A 20,394-nucleotide genomic window follows, 5' to 3' on the forward strand; every position below is an offset into this window, starting at 1 on the left:
CAAATCGCGACTATTCGCTCATCAAAGCGGCCATCAGTGCTTTTTGTGCATGCAGACGGTTCTCTGCCTGATCAAAGATCAGCGAGTTCGGGCCGTCAATGACACCTGCGCTCACTTCTTCACCGCGGTGTGCTGGCAAGCAGTGCAGGAACATGTAGTCCGGCTTCGCACCTTTCATCAATTCCTCATCGACCTGATACGCCGCAAACGCCTGCTCACGAATCTTTTGCTCCTCTTCAAAGCCCATGCTCGCCCATACATCCGTATACACAATATCAGCATCTTTCACGGCTTCCTGTGCACTGTAGGTTACGACTACTTCGGAGCCACTCTCCTGTGCAATCGCACGAGCTTGCTCGACCACGGTGCTGTCCGGCTCATATCCTTCCGGAGTGGCTACTGCAACATGCATCCCCATTTTCGCTGCGCCCAGCATCAGAGAGTGTGCCATGTTGTTGCCATCGCCGACATAAGCCATTTTCAGACCCGCCAGCTTGCCTTTATGCTCCAGCACCGTTTGGAAATCCGCCAGTACCTGACATGGGTGTGCTGCATCGCTCAGGCCGTTAATCACCGGAACATCCGCGTGTTCTGCCAGTTCAATCACATTATGGTGTCCAAACGTACGGATCATGATGCCGTCAAGATAACGAGACAGTACCTTAGCCGTATCATGCGTCGTTTCGCCGCGTCCCAGCTGAATGTCGTTTTTGCTCAGGAAAAGCGCATGTCCACCTAACTGGAACATACCCACTTCAAAGGATACACGAGTACGTGTCGATGATTTTTCAAAAATAAGTCCGATCGTTTTGCCCTTCAGGGGCTGGAACGGTACACCGCTTTTTTGCTTGCCTTTAATCTCAATCGCGAGATCAAGCAGGTAACGAATTTCCTCTGCCGTATAGTCCGTGAATTCGATGAAATCCCGGCCTCTCAAATCAATTTTCTGGACCTTGTCTGTGTGCTGTACTGCCATTATTGGTTCCTCCTCATTTCCGGTTCCCTGCACCCGCACGGGCAGAAGTTCCACGTCAATGGCTGAACTGAACTAACTCTCTCTATACATGAATTTGAGTCAGAGCCGGTTTCGTTCAGTCTATATTGCGGGTGGATCGGGTGGATCGTCACACTCCACTACTTCTGCTGCATAATCACCATGCGGCTACAGGGATTCTTTCACTATAATTTGTGCCGGGGGCCATGAAGGCCCCGGTTCAGTACTTTATTTTAGTATCATGCGATCAGGCTTTCGCCGCAACGTGCTCCTCGATCAATGCCGCTACCAAGGACACAGCCTCATCGATCTCTTCTTTGCTTACATACAGGTTGGGGAGTAAACGAATGACATTCGGCCCAGCCGAGACAAACAAAATGCCACGTTTCTGTCCAGCCAGCACAATATCTCCGATTGGCTCTGCGCATTCGATCCCTACGAGCAAGCCCATGCCCCGCACATCTTTCACGAATGAGTTCCCCGCAAGACGGTTGCGCAGAGACGACATCAGATAGTCGCCCATCTCGGCTGCACGCTCTGGCAAGCGATCCTCCAGCATCGTCTCAATGGTCGCAATAACAACAGAGGAAGCAAGCGGTGTGCCACCAAATGTCGTTGCATGGCTACCCGGTGTAAATGCATCACGCAGAAACCCTTTACCCAACATTGCGCCAACAGGGAATCCACTGCCAATGCCCTTCGCAACCGTGAACACGTCCGGTTCAACACCATAATGTTCGTGAGCAAACAGCTTGCCTGTACGTCCCATTCCTGTCTGTACTTCGTCCACGATCATGAGCAAGCCGTGTTCGTCACACAGTTTACGCACATGCTTCACAAATTCCGGCTCCACCGGATATACTCCACCCTCGGCCTGAACCATCTCCAGCATAATCGCTGCGGTCTTCGGTCCAATCGCCGCTTCAAGTGCAGGAATATCATGCAAAGGCACAGTTACAAATCCAGCTGGCAGTGGCAAAAATCCTTCTTTCACCTTATCCTGCCCGGTTGCCGTCAGTGTTGCCAATGTCCGTCCATGGAACGATTGAGCAAAGGTAATCACTTCATACCGATCTTCACCCTTCACCTTCTGCTGATAACGACGTGCCACTTTGATCGCCGCTTCGTTCGCTTCAGCGCCGCTGTTGCAGAAAAAGACCGCGTCAGCGCAGGTGTTGGCTGTCAGCAAGGCTGCTGCCTTTTCCTGTCCTGGAATCTGGAACAAGTTAGATACGTGCCACAGCTCATCGATCTGAGCTTTCAACTTCGCTCCGACTTTCTCCGGTGCATGGCCAAGGCTCGTCACAGCAAGTCCGCACATGAAATCGAGATAGCGGTTCCCCTGATCGTCCCATAACCAACTGCCTTTACCTTTGACCAAGCTAATTGGATACCGTGCATACGTTTGAAAAAGTGAGCTTTCCGTCGGTGCCGTTGCACCTTTTGCTGCTACTCCTGCTACGGCTGTGCCAGAACCTGGCTGTTCGTTGCCTTTTGCCATGACCATATCACTCCTTGTCGATTCGTACACTGCGATCCATTATGAGAAAACCTTTATTTACACGGGAATTACTCCGATGACAGAACAACCTTTCGAATCATTGTTATACCCTGATTTTTCGATCATATTTATTGAAGAACTAAAGGCAGTTTACACTGGCCACTCCGATGACAGAATAACCTTTCAATCGCTGTTATCCCCAGATTTTTTGGATTCCCTTTTCTCAAAGGGAAAATCCGGTGATAAAGGCGAGCGCTTCGCTTTTTCAGGTTTTTTCTGTCTTCTCCGTTTTTGTGTAACATATTGTTCGACAATGACATATAGAAAAAAATCCGGTGATAAAAGAGTGCTTCGCTCCTCAGGTTTCTCTATCCTCTTCGTTGACGTGTAAATTCAACTTCTTATAAAAACACCGTGTACAAATTCTTTTTTATATAAATAAAACCCTAAAGTCTGAATTTCGTATTACATCTACTGCATTCGGATAATTCGTGTACCGATCGTCTCGCCGCCAAGCACACGGCTCAGGATCTGCGGCTCGCTGCCGTCCACGATAATAACCTCGCGCACCTCGCCGTGGATACACGCAATTGCTGCGCGTACCTTCGGGATCATGCCACCGTAGATTTCGCCGGTTTGAATCATATCCTCGATCTCTTGTACGGATACGGATGGCAGTACTTTTTTCTCGCCACCAATCGTCTTCATAATGCCTGGTACGTCTGTCACGACGATCATTCGACTTACGCCTAGATGAGACGCTACCGCTCCAGCAGCCGTATCGGCATTAATGTTGTAGCGCTGTCCGCTCGCATCCACACCTACGGGTGCAATAACGGGCATATAGCCCATGTTTACGATCCCCTGGATAATCTCTGCTTTGACGCTTGTTACATCACCAACCCAGCCGATTTCGGCATGGTTTGCTACCGGTTTCGCTTGAATGAGACCGCCATCGACACCAGATACACCCAAAGCCTGACCGCCTACACGCTGGATCAAACGGACGATCTGTTTGTTAATGCTACCTGCCAGCACCATTTCTACAACGTCCAATACAGGCTCAGTGGTCTTACGCAAACCATTTACAAATTCGGTTTCGATCCCAAGCTTCGCCAGGTTATCAGAGATTGCCGGGCCGCCGCCATGAACGATGACCGGGCCGTTTCCCGAGGACTGCAAATCACGCAGATCTGCAAAGAAAGACTCTGGCAATGCAGCCAGCGTACTGCCTCCACATTTCATCACAAACATTTGTTTTTCCGTACCTGCTTCCGTTGCAGTACTGCCGTTTGGCATGGTTGAATTCACGGGCAAGGCTCCTTCCTAATGGGGTTATAAAGGATTAACACCTATATAAAAGATATAGATAAACGCTGGCCGTTCCAGATTCGGATTGTTCTTTCGATCGCCGTTGTCTCCAGGTTTTTCTGATTCCCCTTTTCCAAAGGGAAAACCCGGAGACAAATGCGCACGCTACGCTTCTACAGAATCGATTCCGCCTCTTCCACTACATTCGTTTATTTTTTATATTTAAAAGTTTAATCCTTATAAACATTTTTACATCTATGATGGTACGCAGCTTTCTGGAGATGAAGCTGCAAGTTCAAGACCTTTAATAACGTTTAGGTACTTTAGTAAACTTTCTGGTGAACCTAATTTTAAGACGATCTCGATATCTTATCCATTTGAAATGAGTCCGATCAGGAATAAGACAATTTATACCCATGATATATCATCTACTTACGTGCGATATGCTGCATTAATTCGCACATAGTCATACGTCAGGTCGCATCCCCACGCTACAGCGTTGCCTTCACCGTGATGCAGGTCCACTACAATACGCACTGTATCGGTCTGCAAGTATGCCAGCGCCGCTTCTTCATCAAACACAACAGGACGAGACTGAGCGAGCACAGAAATGTCTCCGAGACGGATATCTACCGTATCCGGGTTTACGGGTTGGCCTGCACGGCCTACAGCAGCGATAATTCGGCCCCAGTTTGCATCAGCTCCAAACATCGCAGATTTCACCAGGCTTGAACCGATCACGGTTTTGGCAATGGCTTGCGCTGATTCGTCGCTAACCGCACCTGTCACTTCCACTTCCACCAGCTTGGTTGCTCCTTCACCATCCCGGGCAATCGCTTTGGCAAGCACTTGGCATACATATGTGAACCCGGCAGCAAATGCCTCCCAATCCGGGTGATCCATCGTCAGTTCTTCATTACCTGCATAACCGCTAGACATTGCTACGAGCATATCGTTTGTGCTGGTATCACCGTCTACGGTAATCATGTTAAATGTATGGTTGGTCGCCTGGCGCAGCAGGCGCTGCAACGCTTCTGCTCCGATGACCGCGTCCGAGGTCATAAATGCCAGCATCGTGGCCATATTCGGATGAATCATCCCCGAGCCTTTGGCCGCTCCTGCAATCGTTACCGTCTTGCCGCCGACAACGACGGAGACGCAAGCTTCCTTTTTCACCAAATCGGTAGTCAGAATCGCTTGTGAAAATTGTTCTGCTTCGTTTGCTTCTTTGCCCAGCTGTTCCGGAAGCGCCTTGATGCCCGAATGTACCGCATCCATCTTCAGCAATTCACCGATGACACCTGTGGAAGCCACAGCCACGTCCTCTTCAGCCACACCCAGTTCACGAGCCGCTGCCGCACGCATCGCATATGCATCCTCTTCACCCTGCTGCCCTGTACATGCATTGGCATTACCGCTATTTACAATCACAGCCTGCAAACGTCCGTTGCTCAGGCTTTCCCGAGTGACTTTGAGCGGAGCAGCCTGAAACACGTTCGTCGTGTAAACCGCTGCAGCTGTCGCAGGGATATCACATCGTATCGCTCCGATGTCGTTGCGTGATGTTTTTTTCAGACCACAGTGCAGTCCTCCTGCCGAGAATCCGCCTGGCGTAACAATGGTTCCATTTTCAACTACGGTAAAAGCTTGATGCTCCACTTTTGTTCCCATATCATATCCCCCGTATGCGTTCAGCCATATGCTGATGAACCGCCTGCTTCAACTGAAACTCCCCCAACTTATACCCATGCCTTATGACTTTTAGATGGAACACCGCTTCTTTGCGCGCTCCCCCTGCAATGTTCACAAGCCACATGTTATGGATATACTGGTGTCATGTTCAGCCCGAGGTTTTCCTCCCATCCCATCATCAGGTTCATATTTTGAATCGCTTGCCCGGATGCACCCTTCACCAGGTTGTCGATCACCGAAATGATCGTCAAACGTCCTGTGCGCGGGTCTACCGAAAATCCGATATCACAATAGTTCGATCCAGACACTTCTTTTGTCGAAGGCCAAATACCCGGTTCACGCACACGTACAAAAGGTCTGTTTTCATAATATTTACGATATAAGTCCACAATCTCCTGATCACTATGCTCACCCGTCAGCTTTGCATACATCGTACTCATAATGCCGCGTGTCATCGGCACAAGCTGTGTTGTAAAAGTTACCGTCACCGGGCTTCCGGTGATATTGCCGAGCACTTGCTCGATCTCAGGGATATGCTGATGTTTATTCAATTTGTATGCTTTAAAGTTTTCGTTCATCTCTGCATAATGGTTGGTCAGACTCGTTCCGCGCCCTGCACCGGATACACCTGATTTTGCATCAATAATGATGGTCGATGGATCAATCCAACCCGCTTCCACCGCAGGAATCAGACCCAGCAACGTAGCTGTTGGATAACAGCCAGGATTGGATATAAAATCCTTACCTTTCACTTCATCTCCATACACCTCAGCCATACCGTATACGGCCTTCTCCAGCAATTCTGCTGACGGTGCAGGGTGTTTATACCATTGCTCATACACCGATCCGTCTTTCAAACGGAAATCACCCGACAGGTCGATCACTTTCAGTCCTGCTTCCAGCAGACTCGGTACGAGCTTCGCGCTTACGCCAGACGGGGTCGCGGTGAATACGAGATCTGCACGACTTGCGATCTCTGCCGGATCGACACCGTCGAGTGGCCTGCGAATCACGTCCGTCAAATGCGGAAACCCATCGGCGATGGACTCCCCGCTGCTGGATGAAGAGATTACCGATGTAATTTCAACTTGCGGATGATTCTGAAAAAAACGAATCAGTTCCACCCCGCCGTAGCCGGTGGAACCGACGATTGCCACTCTTAATTTGTTATTCACTCTCGCTCCCCCAATCCTGTTGTATGCGCTACTTGTGCCTTGCTCAAGGTTTTTGTCAAAGCTTGAGCAGACAAATCCGTCGCTTCTATGCATATTTGTGTATTATTATACGACTCTAGTTATATAAATACAACCATCTATCATGAATTTTACACGGATTCCCAACAAATCCGAACGATAACTTTTTACCTTAGGGACGAACAAGGATTCTTCTGTTAAAATACATAGTAGAAGGAAACATTACATACAGAGTCCTGTTCATACACATACCCTTTTTAATTAAGGTCACATTGAACTGGACTCCGAAGGTCATTATGAGACATGGGGGACTACAGTGCATATCGAATCCATATTACTTATTGTGCTCCTGGGACTGAACATTATCTTCGCTGCCGCAGTCGTTTTCTTTGAACGCAAGGATGCCAGTGCTTCCTGGGCTTGGCTGCTGGTATTGAACTTTATTCCGGTCTTCGGGTTCATCCTTTATCTATTGACGGGTCAGAATCTGACTCGCTATCGCCTCTTTCAATGGAAAGAGCGCAAGAAGCTTGGCTTGGAGGAACGAATCGAGGCGCAGCTTGCCCAGCTGCAGGATAATCGCACGCCTTTCTCCAACAAGGCAACAGAAAATAGCCAAGACATGATTTATATGAACCTCAAACAAAATGGGGCACTCCTGACAGAGCATAACGCCGTTGAGATCATCACCGATGGAACAGACAAGTTCCAACGGCTTCTCGATGACATCGAGGCGGCACAAGATCATGTGCATGTGCAATATTACATTTATCGTGGGGATAGCCTCGGCAAACGAATTCGGGATGCGCTGATCCGTAAGGCGCGTGAAGGCGTGAAGGTTCGTCTGCTGTACGACGCGCTGGGCTCGCGACGGGTAAGAAATCGATTTTTCAAAGAACTTCGTGAAGCGGGTGGACTTGTGGAAGTCTTTTTCCCATCCAAATTCAGTCTGATCAACCTACGGATGAATTACCGTAACCACCGCAAAATCGTTATCATCGATGGTAATCTCGGTTATACTGGCGGCTTCAACGTTGGGGATGAATATCTCGGACTCAACTCGAAATTCGGCTACTGGCGCGATACCCACCTTCGTATTCGAGGTAATGCGGTGCATGCGCTGCAAACACGTTTCCTGCTCGACTGGAACGAAGCTTCCAAACAACATGACACGCCGTATGTTCCCTCTCATTTCCCTCAAATTGAGGGTTCAGGTCAGACCGCCATGCAGATTGTATCCAGTGGCCCTGACGCCGAGATCGAGCACATCAAGAACAGCTACCTGAAAATGATTAATGGTGCCAAACATTCGATTCTTATTCAAACCCCGTATTTTATCCCGGATGCCAGTGTATTCGAAGCGATACGCCTTGCCTGCCTGTCAGGCATTGATGTTCGTATTATGATACCCAATAAACCGGATCATGCTTTTGTGTATTGGGCCACGCTGTCTTATATCGGAGAGTTGCTAAAAGTAGGGGCTAAAGTATTTATCTACGATAATGGGTTTATCCACGCCAAAACATTGATTATTGATAGTTTGGTCGCTTCGGTCGGAACTGCCAATATCGACTACCGCAGTTTCCGGTTGAACTTTGAGGTCAATGCCTTTATGTATGATGAGGCCATTGCAACGACACTTGTACAGACGTTCGAACATGATCTGCATGTATCACGAGAGTTATCGCTGGAAGAATACCAAAATCGCAGTTTTATGATACGTTTCAAAGAAGCTATTTCTCGTCTGCTGTCTCCAATCTTGTAAACTCGGCAGGAACCTATATAAATAACAGAACATAATTTACACAGACACTACGATGACAGAATAATCTTCCAATCGCTGTTATCCCCAGATTTTTTAATTCCCTTTACTAAAGGGGAAAATCCGGTGATAAAGGCGACCGCTTCGCTTCTACAGATTTTTTCTGTCATCTCCGTTGATGTGTAAATTTTAGTTAGTTTGGTTGTTTTGCTTATACAGGAAAACCTGCCTAGTCTAGATCCTATATCCTAAAAAATAAAAGCAGAACCTCCCTTCTCCGTAATCGGGGTAAAGAGAGGATCTGCTTTTTTATATCTACCTCATGCTTTTAAACCTTAAATATGCTCACCGCGCTTAAAGCCTTCACCAAGCACCTCATGCGCATTACTAATGATGACAAACGCTCCCGGGTCCACAGACCGGATCAGCGCTTTCAGTCTCGGCACTTCATTTTGCCCCACCACAACCATCAGCACCGTTCGCTGGTCATCCGTATATCCACCTTTGGCCTCCAGCTTGGTCAGACCACGATCCAGATCAGCCAGAATGACTTTAGTAATCGGTTCTGTCTGGTTAGAGATAATATACGCCACCTTCGAGTATCCCAGTCCCATCTCCACGGCATCAATGACTTTACCCGTAACGTACAACCCGATTAATGCATACAGAGACTGCTCCAGCGACAGCACAAAGGCTGCCAAAATAATGACGGTTGCATCCATGATGACAACACATAGCGAGTAACTGAGTCCACTGTATTTTTGCACAATGCGAGCCAGAATACTCATGCCCCCGGTTGAGCCTCTGCCCCGGTACACGATCCCAATCCCGAGCCCCACACCAATGCCCCCATACAAAGAGCCGAGCAACGGATTAGCCGTCGGAATCTCCCAATGACTCGTCAAATATACAAAGAGCGGCAACACAATGCTTCCAAGGATGGAACGCACACCATATTGTTTGCCAATCAACAGGAAACCTGCAATTAATAACGGGATGTTAATCGCCCATTGGGTATATGCCGGTTCCCAGCCCAACCACTCGTCTCCGAGGATGGATAAACCCGATACACCACCTGAAGCGATTTGATTTGGCAATAAAAATAAATTAAAAGCTACGGCAATCAAAAACGAACCCACAATAATAAACAGGGTATCGATGACGTTCCGCCATGGCCCATTCAGGGGAATGAAGGTGGTTAACCTCTTTTTGCGTTGAGGATATGAATGTTGTTGCTCTTGCATGTTGTCGCGCGCTCCTTTTATATAACGTATCCATAATCTTCTTAACATTTCTTAAAATTGTTCAAAAAAAAGCCCCTGTATACACCAGCATGCGCCTCAGCGCACGGGTCCATACAGGAACTTGAATTAATCGTTTTCTACTTTAATTTGGCTACGCAAATAACCGTCGATGAATGCATCGAGGTCGCCGTCCATCACTGCTCCTGTATTACCTGTCTCTACGCTTGTACGGTGATCCTTTACCATACTATAGGGATGGAATACATAGGAGCGAATCTGGCTTCCCCACGAAATATCCGACTGATCCCCTCGGATTTCGTCCAGTTCTTTTTTCTGCTCTTCAATTTTGCGCTCATACAATTTGGAACGAAGCATCGTCATCGCACGCTCACGGTTTTTGATCTGTGAACGTTCGTTCTGACAGGTCACAACCACTCCGGTTGGAATATGTGTAATCCGTACAGCGGAATCGGTAGTGTTAATATGCTGTCCACCCGCACCGCTTGCACGATACGTATCGATCTTGAGGTCTTCGGTACGAATGTCGATCTCGATGGTATCGTCGATCTCCGGCACCACATCACAAGATACGAAGGATGTATGTCTACGGCCTGATGAGTCAAAAGGAGAGATACGCACCAGACGGTGAACCCCCTTCTCTGCTTTCAGATAACCGTATGCGTTATGCCCTTTGATGGACAACGTCACACTCTTGATCCCCGCTTCATCACCCGGAAGATAATCTAGCACCTCAACCTTGAAGCCCCGTTTCTCTGCCCAGCGTGTGTACATACGGAGCAGCATCTGACCCCAGTCCTGCGACTCGGTACCACCAGCGCCTGGATGAAGCTCCAGAATCGCATTCATCTTGTCATACGGCTGGTTCAGGAGAAGTTGTAATTCAAACTCTTCCAGTTTGCCTACAATTGCAGCGACACTGTTGCCAATCTCCGTAGCGAGCTCTTCGTCGCCTTCTTCATCAGCCAGCTCAGCCATCATCAATGCATCATCATAATCCTGTTGCAACTTCGCGTACTGATCTACCGAACCTTTCACTGCGTTCATCTCTGCAATGACGGCTTGCGCTTTCTCATTGTCATCCCAGAAGTCTGGAGCTGACATCTTCTCTTCAAAGTTCTCAATCATCTCTTGCTTGAGATCTAAGTCAAAGAGACCCCCTAAGGTTTGTTAATTTCTTGCCTATTTCACGCAGGTCCTGCTTCACGCTTGGATCGATCATGTGCAATTCCTCTTTTCATTAAGATAAGCTCCCCGCATCCGGGAAGTTCAATAATCAAGATCAAGTCTCGGATACAATATACCGTGAGGCTTGCGCATACTGTTACCAGCAGGCACGTCACCCCTCAATCAGCATCATATGATTATTCATATGCACCGATGATCGGATATGCATCCTCCACTTTATCTTATTGAACCCCCGGCTGCAAGGAGCCGTATAAGTGAAACGATATAGATTAAACTAACCTATCTTACATTTGGTACTTCGATAAAAGGAATGAAACGAAAACTACTCTTGACCATGACAGTGTTTAAACTTTTTGCCACTGCCACACGGACATGGATCATTACGGCCGATTTGGTCAGAAACTTTCACCGGACGTTTCTCAGCAGGTTCACCGCTTGTCGAGATCTGACTCTCGTCCACTACGGCTTGACGCTCCTGGTTGCTTTCGATCTGTGCTTTCATCACATACGTCGCAACTTCTTCCTGAATCGAAGCGATCATCTGATGGAACATCTCGAAACCTTCGAATTGGTACTCACGAAGTGGGTCTGTACCACCGTATGCACGGAGGTGAATACCTTGGCGCAATTGATCCATCGCATCAATGTGATCCATCCACTTGCTGTCTACTGCACGAAGCACAACCACTTTTTCGAATTCACGAACCATATCTTCACCGATACGTTCTTCACGGGCATTGTACTTGTTCTGTACTTTCTCGAACAGATACTCAATGATCTCTTCAGCTTCTTTGCCCCAAAGGTCATCTTTGGTAATCGAGCCTTCATCCAGCAATTTGCTGTTCATGAAGTCCGCAACCTCTTGCAGCTCCCAGTTCTCCGGAATCTCGTCACTGCAGTGTGCTTCAACGATACGTTCAATGGAAGGTTTGATCATATCCATAACGATTTGTTTAATATTTTCAGACTCCAATACCTCACGACGCTGTTTGTAGATAATCTCACGTTGTTGGTTCATGACATCATCATACTGGAGTACCACTTTACGTACGTCAAAGTTATTACCTTCAACCCGCTTCTGCGCAGATTCAACAGCACGCGTAATCATGCGGCTCTCGATCGGCTGATCTTCTTCAAAACCAAGACGCTCCATCATGTTGAGCACGTTGTCCGCACCGAAACGTTTCATCAATTCATCGCCCAGCGACAGGTAAAACTGTGTGGAACCCGGGTCACCCTGACGTCCCGCACGACCACGCAACTGGTTATCAATCCGGCGTGATTCGTGGCGCTCTGTACCGATGATATGAAGGCCGCCAACTTCAGCAACACCTTCACCCAAAATAATATCTGTACCCCGACCGGCCATGTTCGTTGCAATCGTTACTGCACCCGCTTGACCCGCGCCAGAGATAATTTCAGCTTCTTCCGCATGGAACTTCGCGTTCAAGACCTGGTGTCTGATGCCGCGACGTTTCAGCATGTCTGATAGACGCTCCGAATTCTCAATGGATACCGTACCCACTAGAACCGGTTGGTTTTTGCTGTGACGCTCTACAATCTCTTCCACAACCGCTTTGAACTTGCCATCAATGCTCTTGTAGACCACATCCGCCATATCATCCCGTTTGTTTGGACGATTCGTCGGAATTTGCAGTACTTCAAGTCCATAGATTTTCTTGAACTCTTCTTCCTCTGTTTTTGCTGTACCTGTCATCCCCGCAAGTTTACGGTACATCCGGAAGTAGTTCTGGAATGTGATTGTTGCCAGCGTCATGCTTTCGTTCTGAACCTCAATGCCTTCTTTGGCTTCAATCGCTTGATGCAATCCATCACTGTAGCGACGGCCAGCCATCAGACGGCCAGTGAATTCATCAACAATCATGACTTCTTCATCTGAAACAACATAATCCACATCACGGCGCATAATGACGTTAGCTTTCAGAGCCTGTACAATGTGGTGGTTCAGCGTCACGTTGGCATGATCATACAAGTTCTCAATACCAAAAGCTTTCTCCGCTTTGGCTACGCCACCCTCAGTCAGCGCTACGGATTTCACTTTGATATCCACCGTGAAATCTTCTTCCGGCACAAGACGTTTCACAAAGCGGTCCGCTGCATAGTACAGATCGGTCGATTTCTGAGCTTGTCCGGAAATGATCAATGGTGTACGTGCCTCATCGACGAGGATCGAGTCTACTTCGTCAATGATACAGAAGAACAATGGACGTTGTACCATTTGCTCTTTGTACAGCACCATGTTGTCACGAAGGTAGTCGAACCCGAATTCATTGTTCGTACCATACGTAATGTCACATGCATATGCATGCTGTTTCAGTGCATGGTCCATACCGCTGAGGTTAACCCCAACTGACATACCCAGGAATTCATAGATTTGTCCCATCTCCTGGCTATCCCGTTGCGCCAAATAGTCATTGACTGTGACTACGTGTACACCTTTGGACATCAATGCATTCAAATATACCGGCAGTGTTCCTACCAGTGTTTTACCTTCACCCGTTTTCATCTCAGAAATACGGCCTTCGTGCAGCGCAATCCCGCCAAGCATTTGTACATCATAATGACGTTTGCCCAATACGCGGCGTGATGCCTCACGTACGGTTGCAAATGCTTCAGGAAGAAGTTCATCCGTCGTTTCTCCCTTTTCAATCCGGGCACGGAATTCCTCCGTTTTGCCTTTCAACTGCTCATCAGACAATGCCTGAAATTGTGGTTCCAGTTTATTGATCACATCGACCGTCTTCATCAGACGTTTCACATCACGCTCGTTCATGTCTCCGAAGATCTTTTTGACAAGTCCTAACATGGTATACCCCTTTCGTGCAAAACAGAATAGACCCCCTGCTGCCGCCATACGACACCATCGGATGGATTGTTGATCCATTTCCCCCTGGGGGTAACAAACAAAAAAACATATGAGATGAATCAACTCCAGGCTTGCCACAGTTACTCATGAAGCTGATCGTATTCACCCGGCTCTGGTTTATGGAATACATGCCAGAATTCGAGCTATTGAATCATGTTCATGGTGCTGTGTCTGTCATTGATTATGATTAGCGATCATTCGTTGACAATTCCTCATCAGGACAATGATTCTCTTTGCATAAATTGTAACAGTTTGTAAGGGTCGCCGCAACACGCCGTAGCAGACTTCTTAGAACTTCATCCCCCGTATAAACCGAGTTTTAGTGCAAAAAATCATAGTCGTTATCGGAAGTTGCAAATGGACTGTTTTATTTCCCGAGATGTTGCAAGGATCAATCGATCATTTGTGGGAAATATGGAATTTAATATCAAAATTCATTTTAACTTTTATAATTCTACTTTTGTTTTGATTTTCCTGCTGACTCCTAATCTATTAGACGCAACAATATAGCGAATAGTTTCATCATTTTATTTCCATCTTGCAATTCATTCGCTACGCACAAAAGAGCCCCATCCCTAGAAGGATGGAAGCTCTCGTTAAGTTCAATTCAGGAAGCATAGGCTCCTGCTTATATTCAATACTAAGGGCTATCTATTCAATTGAAGCGATGCTGTAAGTATACTTAACCTTGCTCAATCAAGCCATACTTGCCATCGTTCCGTTTGTAAACCACGCTTACTTCCTCATTCTCGATGTTGGAAAATACGAAGAAGTTATGACCAACCATGTTCATCTGGAGGATTGCCTCTTCCACGTCCATTGGTTTTAACATAAAGCGTTTCGTACGTACAACTTCCAAATCATCATCCGTATCCGTGTCCAGTTCGGCTGTAGCCACTGTGCCTGTCGGATCTTCTACGAAGAGAGTCTTCAGGCTACCTTCCTGACGGAATTTACGGTTAATTTTCGTTTTGTGTTTGCGAATTTGACGTTCCAACTTGTCCACAACGGCGTCAATGGATGCGTACATATCATCGCTCTCATCTTCAGCACGGAGCACAAAGCCCTTCAAAGGAATCGTCACCTCAACTGTATGCAAGCCTCTAGTTGTGCTCAGTGTAACGGCACCGTCAGAGGTAAGGGGTGCATCGAAATACTTCTCGAGTCTACTCAACTTTTTGTCGACATAATCTTTCAAAGCTTCGGTAACCTCGATTTGTTGACCTCGAATACTTAAATTCATAGGGCACTCCTCCTTTATCTTTGCCACTTCATTATAACACGAATGTAAGCGCCATGTAAAAACTCCCGGTGACCGAATAATGACATCTGCTCCAGTCACATCAACCAACGTAAGTTTAACGCCATATTTCGTGATTTTTCGCCATTTTCGAGCAAAATCACAGATTTAACTAGATTGTACATCAGGCGCTTGATCATCTATTTAACCGTTTTTGAGGTTACTCAATCTGTTATGTAAAACCTGCTATGTTATGGCTTCTATAAAACACAAAAAAAGACCCCGGATCACCGGAGTCTGATGCTAGCGATAATTCAATTTGGAAACCATCTAACCATATATGTAGGTCGGATTGTCCGGATGATTATAATTTGATTACGTTAGCTGCTTGCGGTCCACGTGCGCCTTCGACGATGTCGAATTCTACGGATTGACCTTCTTCCAAAGTTTTGAAGCCTTCGGATTGAATTGCGGAGAAGTGTACGAATACGTCGCCGCCGTCTTCAGTCTCAATGAAACCGTAACCTTTTTCTGCGTTGAACCATTTTACTTTACCTTGCATGCACTAACATTCCCTTCGTCATCAAATGAAGTGAAGCTCTGGCCAAAACCCTAGCCCACAACTCAGATGATATCACCTAATCTTATCCATTGTCAATTGGTAAAGAAAATGTTTTATTGGTATTTTTTGTAGATTTATAGGGAGAAATGTTGAACGATTGGAAATAATCTTTATAAAAATAAAAAAAAGAATGCAACATATCTCGTTCAGATATCTGCATTCTATTATAACTTACTAGTATCTCTTTGTGTCCACGATAATGCTATCCACTGCATAAGATACTTCATATGCATTTTTTTGCGCTTTAGCTTGATTACGTTGAATGAGCCAATCTTTGGCTTCAATCTTCAGATCGTTCATCCGCTTTAAAATTGCCTGGTCATTGTCCATAATAGCCTTAAGCCTTGTTTGTTCGGCTACTGTGGCCTCATGACCACCCGTGCGTTCCAACATCAAATCAATGATTGCCTGACGCTGATCCACAAACGCCTCTAATGCTTCTGAACTCACTTCATGAATCTGAAACATAATTTGGCTTGTTAACTGCTCCAATTGAGCAATCAGATCATCCATGAACGACTCCAGGCTCAGAAGAAGACACCATTTTACTCGCTTGAACCCATGTTTCCTTTAACTCTTTTAAATACCCCAGCGCTTCTTCTGCAGGTTCTGGTTTCTTCTTCGTATTTGCATCAATAAGCAAGTAATTAATATATTCATACAAAACATTCAGATTGGCTGCAATATCAGAAGACTGATCCAAGGTAACAGATAGTTCGCTAACAATGGTTTGTGCTTTCCCCAGGTTCAGACTTACCTTCTCATAATCCTTGGTACCCAATCCATCAAGCGCTGTCCGTACAAAACGAATAGCTCCATCATACAACATAATCAATAACTGACCTGGTGAAGAGGTCTGAACAGACGACTTGCGATATTGATCATATGGAGACTTAATCATATTTACACCCTTTCAATCTTTAAATATTAATCTATCTGGCGAAGAAACTGGAAAGACTCGAGGCTTGACTCTGATACTTACTCATTGCGGTTTCCATTGCCGTAAACTGTTTATAGTAACGACTTTCCATATCAGAGAGTCGTCTTTCTAGTGCAGTAATCTCTGTGTTATATCCTTTGAGCGTCTTACCCATTACACTTTCTTCTTTATAAATACTGTTAACATCGCCGCTAAATTTGGTCGTACCCGCGCGCTCTGCGATTTTAGACATCGCTGTATCCATCTCTGAATACAACTTGCCAAAAATAGAACTATTCGTGTTCGCCCCTGATCCCTGAAAAATGTCCGCAACCTGTTGCGGATTATTAATTATTGCTTTTTTAAACTTATCTTCATCCAGATAAATTTTACCATTCTCGAAGTACTTACCACCCGTTATTCCGATATTACTCAACTCGCCCATTTTCTCACCCATGATGTTTCTCATGGTAGACGTCAGACCCGAGAGAATATCATCATTTTTAAGAAGACCACTTTTGGCTTTCTCTTCCCACAGTTTAATGTCACTCTCGGACATTGCACTACGCTGATCTTTCGTTAACGGCTGGAAGCTACGATATTTCTCTTCCCCTACCTTGGTATTGAACAAGGCCAAAATCTTGTTGTAATCTTCGATAAAAGACTTCATCGTTTCGAGCGCTTTATCCGGATCACTCTGTGTGGTAATGGTGAATGGATTATCGCCAGTTTTGACACCATTTGAATCTCTGGTTACTGTCTCTGCCAACAAGTTCATCGTCACACCATTGTAAGTAATAACATTACTCGTTGGGGCTGGATTAAGCAAAATTCCATTAATTTTGACAATAGCATCCTTCGCATTAACGTCTGTAGAGCTTGATCCGAAAAGATCAAACAAAGAATTATCCCCTGCATTTAGCGCTTGAATATTAAGGATACCTGTAGAACCGAAATCTTTCGCAGCAATACTAAACTTCCCCGTTAACTCATCGAAACTTGCTTGTACACCCAGTTCCGATTTACTGTTGATCTTTGCAATTACAGAAGAAACAGTATCTTTACCTGTAAAAGTCATTTCTATATCATTAATTTTAATTTTATATTCTTTCGTATAATCACTATCTCCAAGAGTTGTCGTTGGCTGTCCAAATTTTATTCCATTCGCCAACTCTGCTAAGGATTGTCGTGAAGTAAAGCCCTGCCCGTTGCCGTTGGTTACCCTAGCTTTGGCGGTTGCAAGCTGCTCAACAGAAACTTCCATCTTAATTCCATTGGCAGTTCCACCCGCCTCGGCTTTAACAGCATCTGTATTCCCAGCCACTACAGCCTTTTGCGTATTCAATGCAGAAGAAAGTCTGTATGTCTGCTGCAACTTCGTGTTACGGAATTCATACATTTTACTATTCAGTTCACGGTAGCTGTCCCTCTGCCACTCCAATGTTGTTTTCTTTTGATTCAATTTATCTAACGGAGCACGTTTGGCTGTCATGAGCTCTTTGACCATGCTATCAATGTCCATACCGGAAAAACCGTTTATACGCATAAATTCACTCCTCACTTATTAAAGTGGATTTAATTTTTATACTTTCTCGTCAATTAGGATGCCCGCAATTTCCATCATCTTCGCTACCAGATCCAACGTCTGCTCACGCGGAATTTCTCGAAGCACTTCTCCCGTTTCCTTGTTAAGTACTTTGACCATAATATCATTTGTTTTTTCATGGATGCTAATGTCTAGCGTCGTCTCTGGCCCTTGCAGTGCCTTCACAGCACGGTCAATATTTCGGATCAGTAACTCTTCGCCTACCGGGATTTTCACGCCTTGTCTTTCCTTGTTATAAGCTTCTTTTGCCGTTCTGATATTTGCAATTTCGCTTCCCGTTTGAGAAGTGCCTACCTGGTTTGGAACCTCGATCGTAGAACTACTTGCAGATGTAGCGGCAGACAATGAAAACTGAATGTTCATCCTTGAATGACCTCCAACTGTGTTCGCATTTATAATATATATCGGCGTATCGCCTCTCCAGCTTTAGGAAATTTGTAAAATTACAATAAAAAACCTTGGATCAAAGATCCAAGGTTTAAGATAAAGCAAATTGAAATTAACGAAGCAATTGCAGAACGCCTTGTGGTTGTTGGTTAGCTTGAGCCAACATTGCTTGAGCTGCTTGAGCCAAGATGTTGTTTTTCGTTTGGCTCATCATTTCTTTCGCCATGTCAACGTCACGGATACGGGATTCAGCAGCAGTCAAGTTCTCGGAAGCTGTTCCCAAGTTATTGATTGTGTGCTCCAAACGGTTTTGAACAGCACCCAGTTTAGCGCGCTCGCTGGAAACCAGGGAAGTTGCTTTGTCCAGAACTGCGATTGCTTTAGAAGCATCTTCACGAGTGGAGATGTTCAGAGCTGCTTCAGCTTTGATATCGTTAGTTCCGTTAGTAACGGAGTTTTCTTTTGTGAAACCAGCTTGTCCAGCGTTACCTGTGATACCCAGTGCAGCGGAACGAACATCGTTGATTTGCAGGGACATGGATTGACCAGTGTTAGCACCGATTTGGAACTTCGTGTTGAAGCCTGTACCTTGTGCTCCAGCACCTACAACTTGTTCAACGTTACCGATCGTCGCAAAGCCACCACCAAGTGTAGTCAAAGCTGTACCTGTACCGTTAGTTACAGAAATATCTTTTCCTGTTTCAGAGATGAATTGGATTTCGTTATCTTTGGAGAGAGAAGCAGTTACTTTGCCTTCCAAACCAGCTTTTTGAAGAGCTCCATTCAAATCTTTAACCAAATCATCCATTGCAGCTTTTGCAACATTTTTATCTGCATTCGTAGTGTCATACACTTTCGCAGTTGTACCAGAATTCAACTTAACTTCAACTGCACTTTCGGAACCTACAGTGAATTTAAGAGAGTCTGTGGCATTAATTGTTACAGCGCCAAGAGCAGCAGTTCCTTGAAGTCCAGCACGTTCAACAGTGGATGGATCACCTTTCACTGCGGCTGCTGCACCGACATCTGCACCAACTGTACCCAGTTTTGCATCAGCACCTGCAAATTCAATAGTACTAGTGGTTCCTTGCGATTTAGAAGTAAATGTGAGAACGCCAGCTGCAACTTTAATGTCAACGAGGTCTCCTAATTTAGTTCCACCACTAGTTACATTTTTCAAAGTTTCAACGCTGGCTGCTTGAGTAGTTGCATCTGTTCCATCAAGCGTTACACCTTCCAGGTTAAAAGTAGTTCCATCTACCTTGATGGATACACCTGCACCAATATCTCCAGAACCAGTGCTAATTACAGCACCAAGAGTTTTAGTAGCACTAGTAGCTTGAGTCAGCTTGCTGCTGTCTCCGGAACCGATACCACCATTCAGCAATTTTTGAGTATTGAACTCAGTAGTGTTACCGATACGGTTAACTTCGGAAGTCAATTGGTTCATCTCGTCTTGCAGAGCTTGACGATCGGAATCTGTGTTTGTTCCGTTCGCGGATTGGTTGGAAATCTCACGCATACGTTGCAGGATGGAGTGAGTTTCGTTCAATGCACCCTCAGCTGTTTGGATCAAAGAGATACCATCTTGAGCGTTACGGGAAGCTTGGTCCAAACCACGGATTTGGCCACGCATTTTTTCGGAAATTGCCAAACCGGCAGCATCGTCACCAGCACGGTTGATGCGAAGACCGGAAGACAATTTTTCGATGTTTTTGTTTGTGTTAGCTGTGTTTGTTGTCAGTTGACGATGAGTGTTCATCGCCGCAATATTGTGGTTGATAATCATTGAGTGTTTCCTCCCTGAAATAAGTTAGTTCCACATCCTTG

General features: G+C 45.9%; 16 protein-coding genes. 1 reads left to right on the forward strand and 15 read right to left on the reverse strand.

Translation table 11 applies throughout. From position 1 onward, the window contains the following. Nucleotides 1–10 precede the first annotated feature (10 nt). The 5 genes from argF to argC form a co-directional block, all read right to left on the reverse strand. On the reverse strand, nt 11–976 hold the full coding sequence (argF, locus tag MKY23_RS25395) for an ornithine carbamoyltransferase (protein ID WP_090922966.1): 966 nt from the start codon (nt 974–976) through the stop codon (nt 11–13). Nucleotides 977–1,241: 265 nt separating this feature from the next. Then, complete coding sequence (locus tag MKY23_RS25400) at nt 1,242–2,495, reverse strand: aspartate aminotransferase family protein (protein ID WP_339833056.1); 1,254 nt, start codon at nt 2,493–2,495, stop codon at nt 1,242–1,244. 471 nt (nt 2,496–2,966) lie between these two features. Then, entirely contained in the window at nt 2,967–3,794 is an 828-nt protein-coding gene (gene argB / locus MKY23_RS25405; RefSeq protein WP_154959472.1) for an acetylglutamate kinase, read from the reverse strand. 444 nt (nt 3,795–4,238) lie between these two features. After that, on the reverse strand, nt 4,239–5,477 hold the full coding sequence (gene argJ, locus MKY23_RS25410) for a bifunctional glutamate N-acetyltransferase/amino-acid acetyltransferase ArgJ (protein ID WP_339833058.1): 1,239 nt from the start codon (nt 5,475–5,477) through the stop codon (nt 4,239–4,241). 146 nt (nt 5,478–5,623) lie between these two features. Further along, the gene (gene argC, locus MKY23_RS25415; RefSeq protein ID WP_154891300.1) at nt 5,624–6,673 is read right to left on the reverse strand and encodes an N-acetyl-gamma-glutamyl-phosphate reductase; all 1,050 of its coding nucleotides are present in this window, start codon (nt 6,671–6,673) and stop codon (nt 5,624–5,626) included. 334 nt (nt 6,674–7,007) lie between these two features. Here argC and cls point away from each other — a divergent pair, with 334 nt between their 5' ends. Beyond that, nucleotides 7,008–8,456, forward strand: a complete 1,449-nt coding sequence (gene cls, locus MKY23_RS25420) for a cardiolipin synthase (RefSeq protein WP_090922960.1) — start codon at nt 7,008–7,010, stop codon at nt 8,454–8,456. Nucleotides 8,457–8,788: 332 nt separating this feature from the next. Here the strand turns inward: cls and MKY23_RS25425 are convergent, their stop codons facing one another. From MKY23_RS25425 to MKY23_RS25470, 10 genes are all read right to left on the reverse strand, one after another. Beyond that, complete coding sequence (locus tag MKY23_RS25425; RefSeq protein WP_090922958.1) at nt 8,789–9,697, reverse strand: YitT family protein; 909 nt, start codon at nt 9,695–9,697, stop codon at nt 8,789–8,791. A 126-nt stretch (nt 9,698–9,823) separates the two neighbouring features. Further along, nucleotides 9,824–10,937, reverse strand: a protein-coding gene (gene prfB, locus MKY23_RS25430) for a peptide chain release factor 2 (protein WP_139168923.1) whose coding sequence is annotated in 2 segments (ribosomal slippage) — nt 9,824–10,864 and nt 10,866–10,937 — 1,113 coding nt in all. Because the reading frame shifts where the segments join, the coding sequence is not laid out codon by codon here. A gap of 288 nt (nt 10,938–11,225) precedes the next feature. Then, the gene (gene secA, locus MKY23_RS25435) at nt 11,226–13,730 is read right to left on the reverse strand and encodes a preprotein translocase subunit SecA (RefSeq protein ID WP_090923074.1); all 2,505 of its coding nucleotides are present in this window, start codon (nt 13,728–13,730) and stop codon (nt 11,226–11,228) included. Between the two features lie 742 nt (nt 13,731–14,472). Beyond that, on the reverse strand, nt 14,473–15,033 hold the full coding sequence (raiA, locus tag MKY23_RS25440; RefSeq protein WP_090922954.1) for a ribosome-associated translation inhibitor RaiA: 561 nt from the start codon (nt 15,031–15,033) through the stop codon (nt 14,473–14,475). Between the two features lie 361 nt (nt 15,034–15,394). Beyond that, on the reverse strand, nt 15,395–15,592 hold the full coding sequence (locus MKY23_RS25445; RefSeq protein ID WP_024631599.1) for a cold shock domain-containing protein: 198 nt from the start codon (nt 15,590–15,592) through the stop codon (nt 15,395–15,397). 234 nt (nt 15,593–15,826) lie between these two features. Further along, on the reverse strand, nt 15,827–16,165 hold the full coding sequence (locus tag MKY23_RS25450; protein WP_339833063.1) for a hypothetical protein: 339 nt from the start codon (nt 16,163–16,165) through the stop codon (nt 15,827–15,829). After that, nucleotides 16,158–16,553 (reverse strand): flagellar export chaperone FliS, encoded by a 396-nt coding sequence (gene fliS, locus MKY23_RS25455; protein WP_154984721.1) that lies wholly within the window; start codon nt 16,551–16,553, stop codon nt 16,158–16,160. Before fliS ends, MKY23_RS25450 begins: the two co-directional genes overlap by 8 nt. A 31-nt stretch (nt 16,554–16,584) precedes the next feature. Next, a complete protein-coding gene (gene fliD, locus MKY23_RS25460) occupies nt 16,585–18,117 on the reverse strand; it encodes a flagellar filament capping protein FliD (RefSeq protein WP_339833066.1) in 1,533 nt (510 codons plus the stop codon). A gap of 36 nt (nt 18,118–18,153) precedes the next feature. After that, on the reverse strand, nt 18,154–18,540 hold the full coding sequence (locus MKY23_RS25465; protein ID WP_339833069.1) for a flagellar protein FlaG: 387 nt from the start codon (nt 18,538–18,540) through the stop codon (nt 18,154–18,156). 136 nt (nt 18,541–18,676) lie between these two features. Beyond that, the gene (locus MKY23_RS25470; RefSeq protein ID WP_339833070.1) at nt 18,677–20,353 is read right to left on the reverse strand and encodes a flagellin; all 1,677 of its coding nucleotides are present in this window, start codon (nt 20,351–20,353) and stop codon (nt 18,677–18,679) included. Nucleotides 20,354–20,394: the final 41 nt, after the last annotated feature.

It is taken from the genome of Paenibacillus sp. FSL R7-0272 (genome assembly GCF_037969905.1).
GTDB classification, from domain to species: domain Bacteria; phylum Bacillota; class Bacilli; order Paenibacillales; family Paenibacillaceae; genus Paenibacillus; species Paenibacillus polysaccharolyticus.

What these genes read in the sequence shown, in the direction of transcription:
- argF (WP_090922966.1), bottom strand. Translation starts at nt 976, where the DNA reads ATGGCAGTACAGCACACAGACAAGGTCCAGAAAATTGATTTGAGAGGC.
- MKY23_RS25450 (WP_339833063.1), bottom strand. Translation starts at nt 16,165, where the DNA reads ATGGATGATCTGATTGCTCAATTGGAGCAGTTAACAAGCCAAATTATG.
- MKY23_RS25465 (WP_339833069.1), bottom strand. Translation starts at nt 18,540, where the DNA reads ATGAACATTCAGTTTTCATTGTCTGCCGCTACATCTGCAAGTAGTTCT.
- MKY23_RS25470 (WP_339833070.1), bottom strand. Translation starts at nt 20,353, where the DNA reads ATGATTATCAACCACAATATTGCGGCGATGAACACTCATCGTCAACTG.
- raiA (WP_090922954.1), bottom strand. Translation starts at nt 15,033, where the DNA reads ATGAATTTAAGTATTCGAGGTCAACAAATCGAGGTTACCGAAGCTTTG.
- fliD (WP_339833066.1), bottom strand. Translation starts at nt 18,117, where the DNA reads ATGCGTATAAACGGTTTTTCCGGTATGGACATTGATAGCATGGTCAAA.
- argB (WP_154959472.1), bottom strand. Translation starts at nt 3,794, where the DNA reads ATGCCAAACGGCAGTACTGCAACGGAAGCAGGTACGGAAAAACAAATG.
- MKY23_RS25445 (WP_024631599.1), bottom strand. Translation starts at nt 15,592, where the DNA reads ATGCAAGGTAAAGTAAAATGGTTCAACGCAGAAAAAGGTTACGGTTTC.
- fliS (WP_154984721.1), bottom strand. Translation starts at nt 16,553, where the DNA reads ATGATTAAGTCTCCATATGATCAATATCGCAAGTCGTCTGTTCAGACC.
- argJ (WP_339833058.1), bottom strand. Translation starts at nt 5,477, where the DNA reads ATGGGAACAAAAGTGGAGCATCAAGCTTTTACCGTAGTTGAAAATGGA.
- MKY23_RS25400 (WP_339833056.1), bottom strand. Translation starts at nt 2,495, where the DNA reads ATGGCAAAAGGCAACGAACAGCCAGGTTCTGGCACAGCCGTAGCAGGA.
- secA (WP_090923074.1), bottom strand. Translation starts at nt 13,730, where the DNA reads ATGTTAGGACTTGTCAAAAAGATCTTCGGAGACATGAACGAGCGTGAT.
- MKY23_RS25425 (WP_090922958.1), bottom strand. Translation starts at nt 9,697, where the DNA reads ATGCAAGAGCAACAACATTCATATCCTCAACGCAAAAAGAGGTTAACC.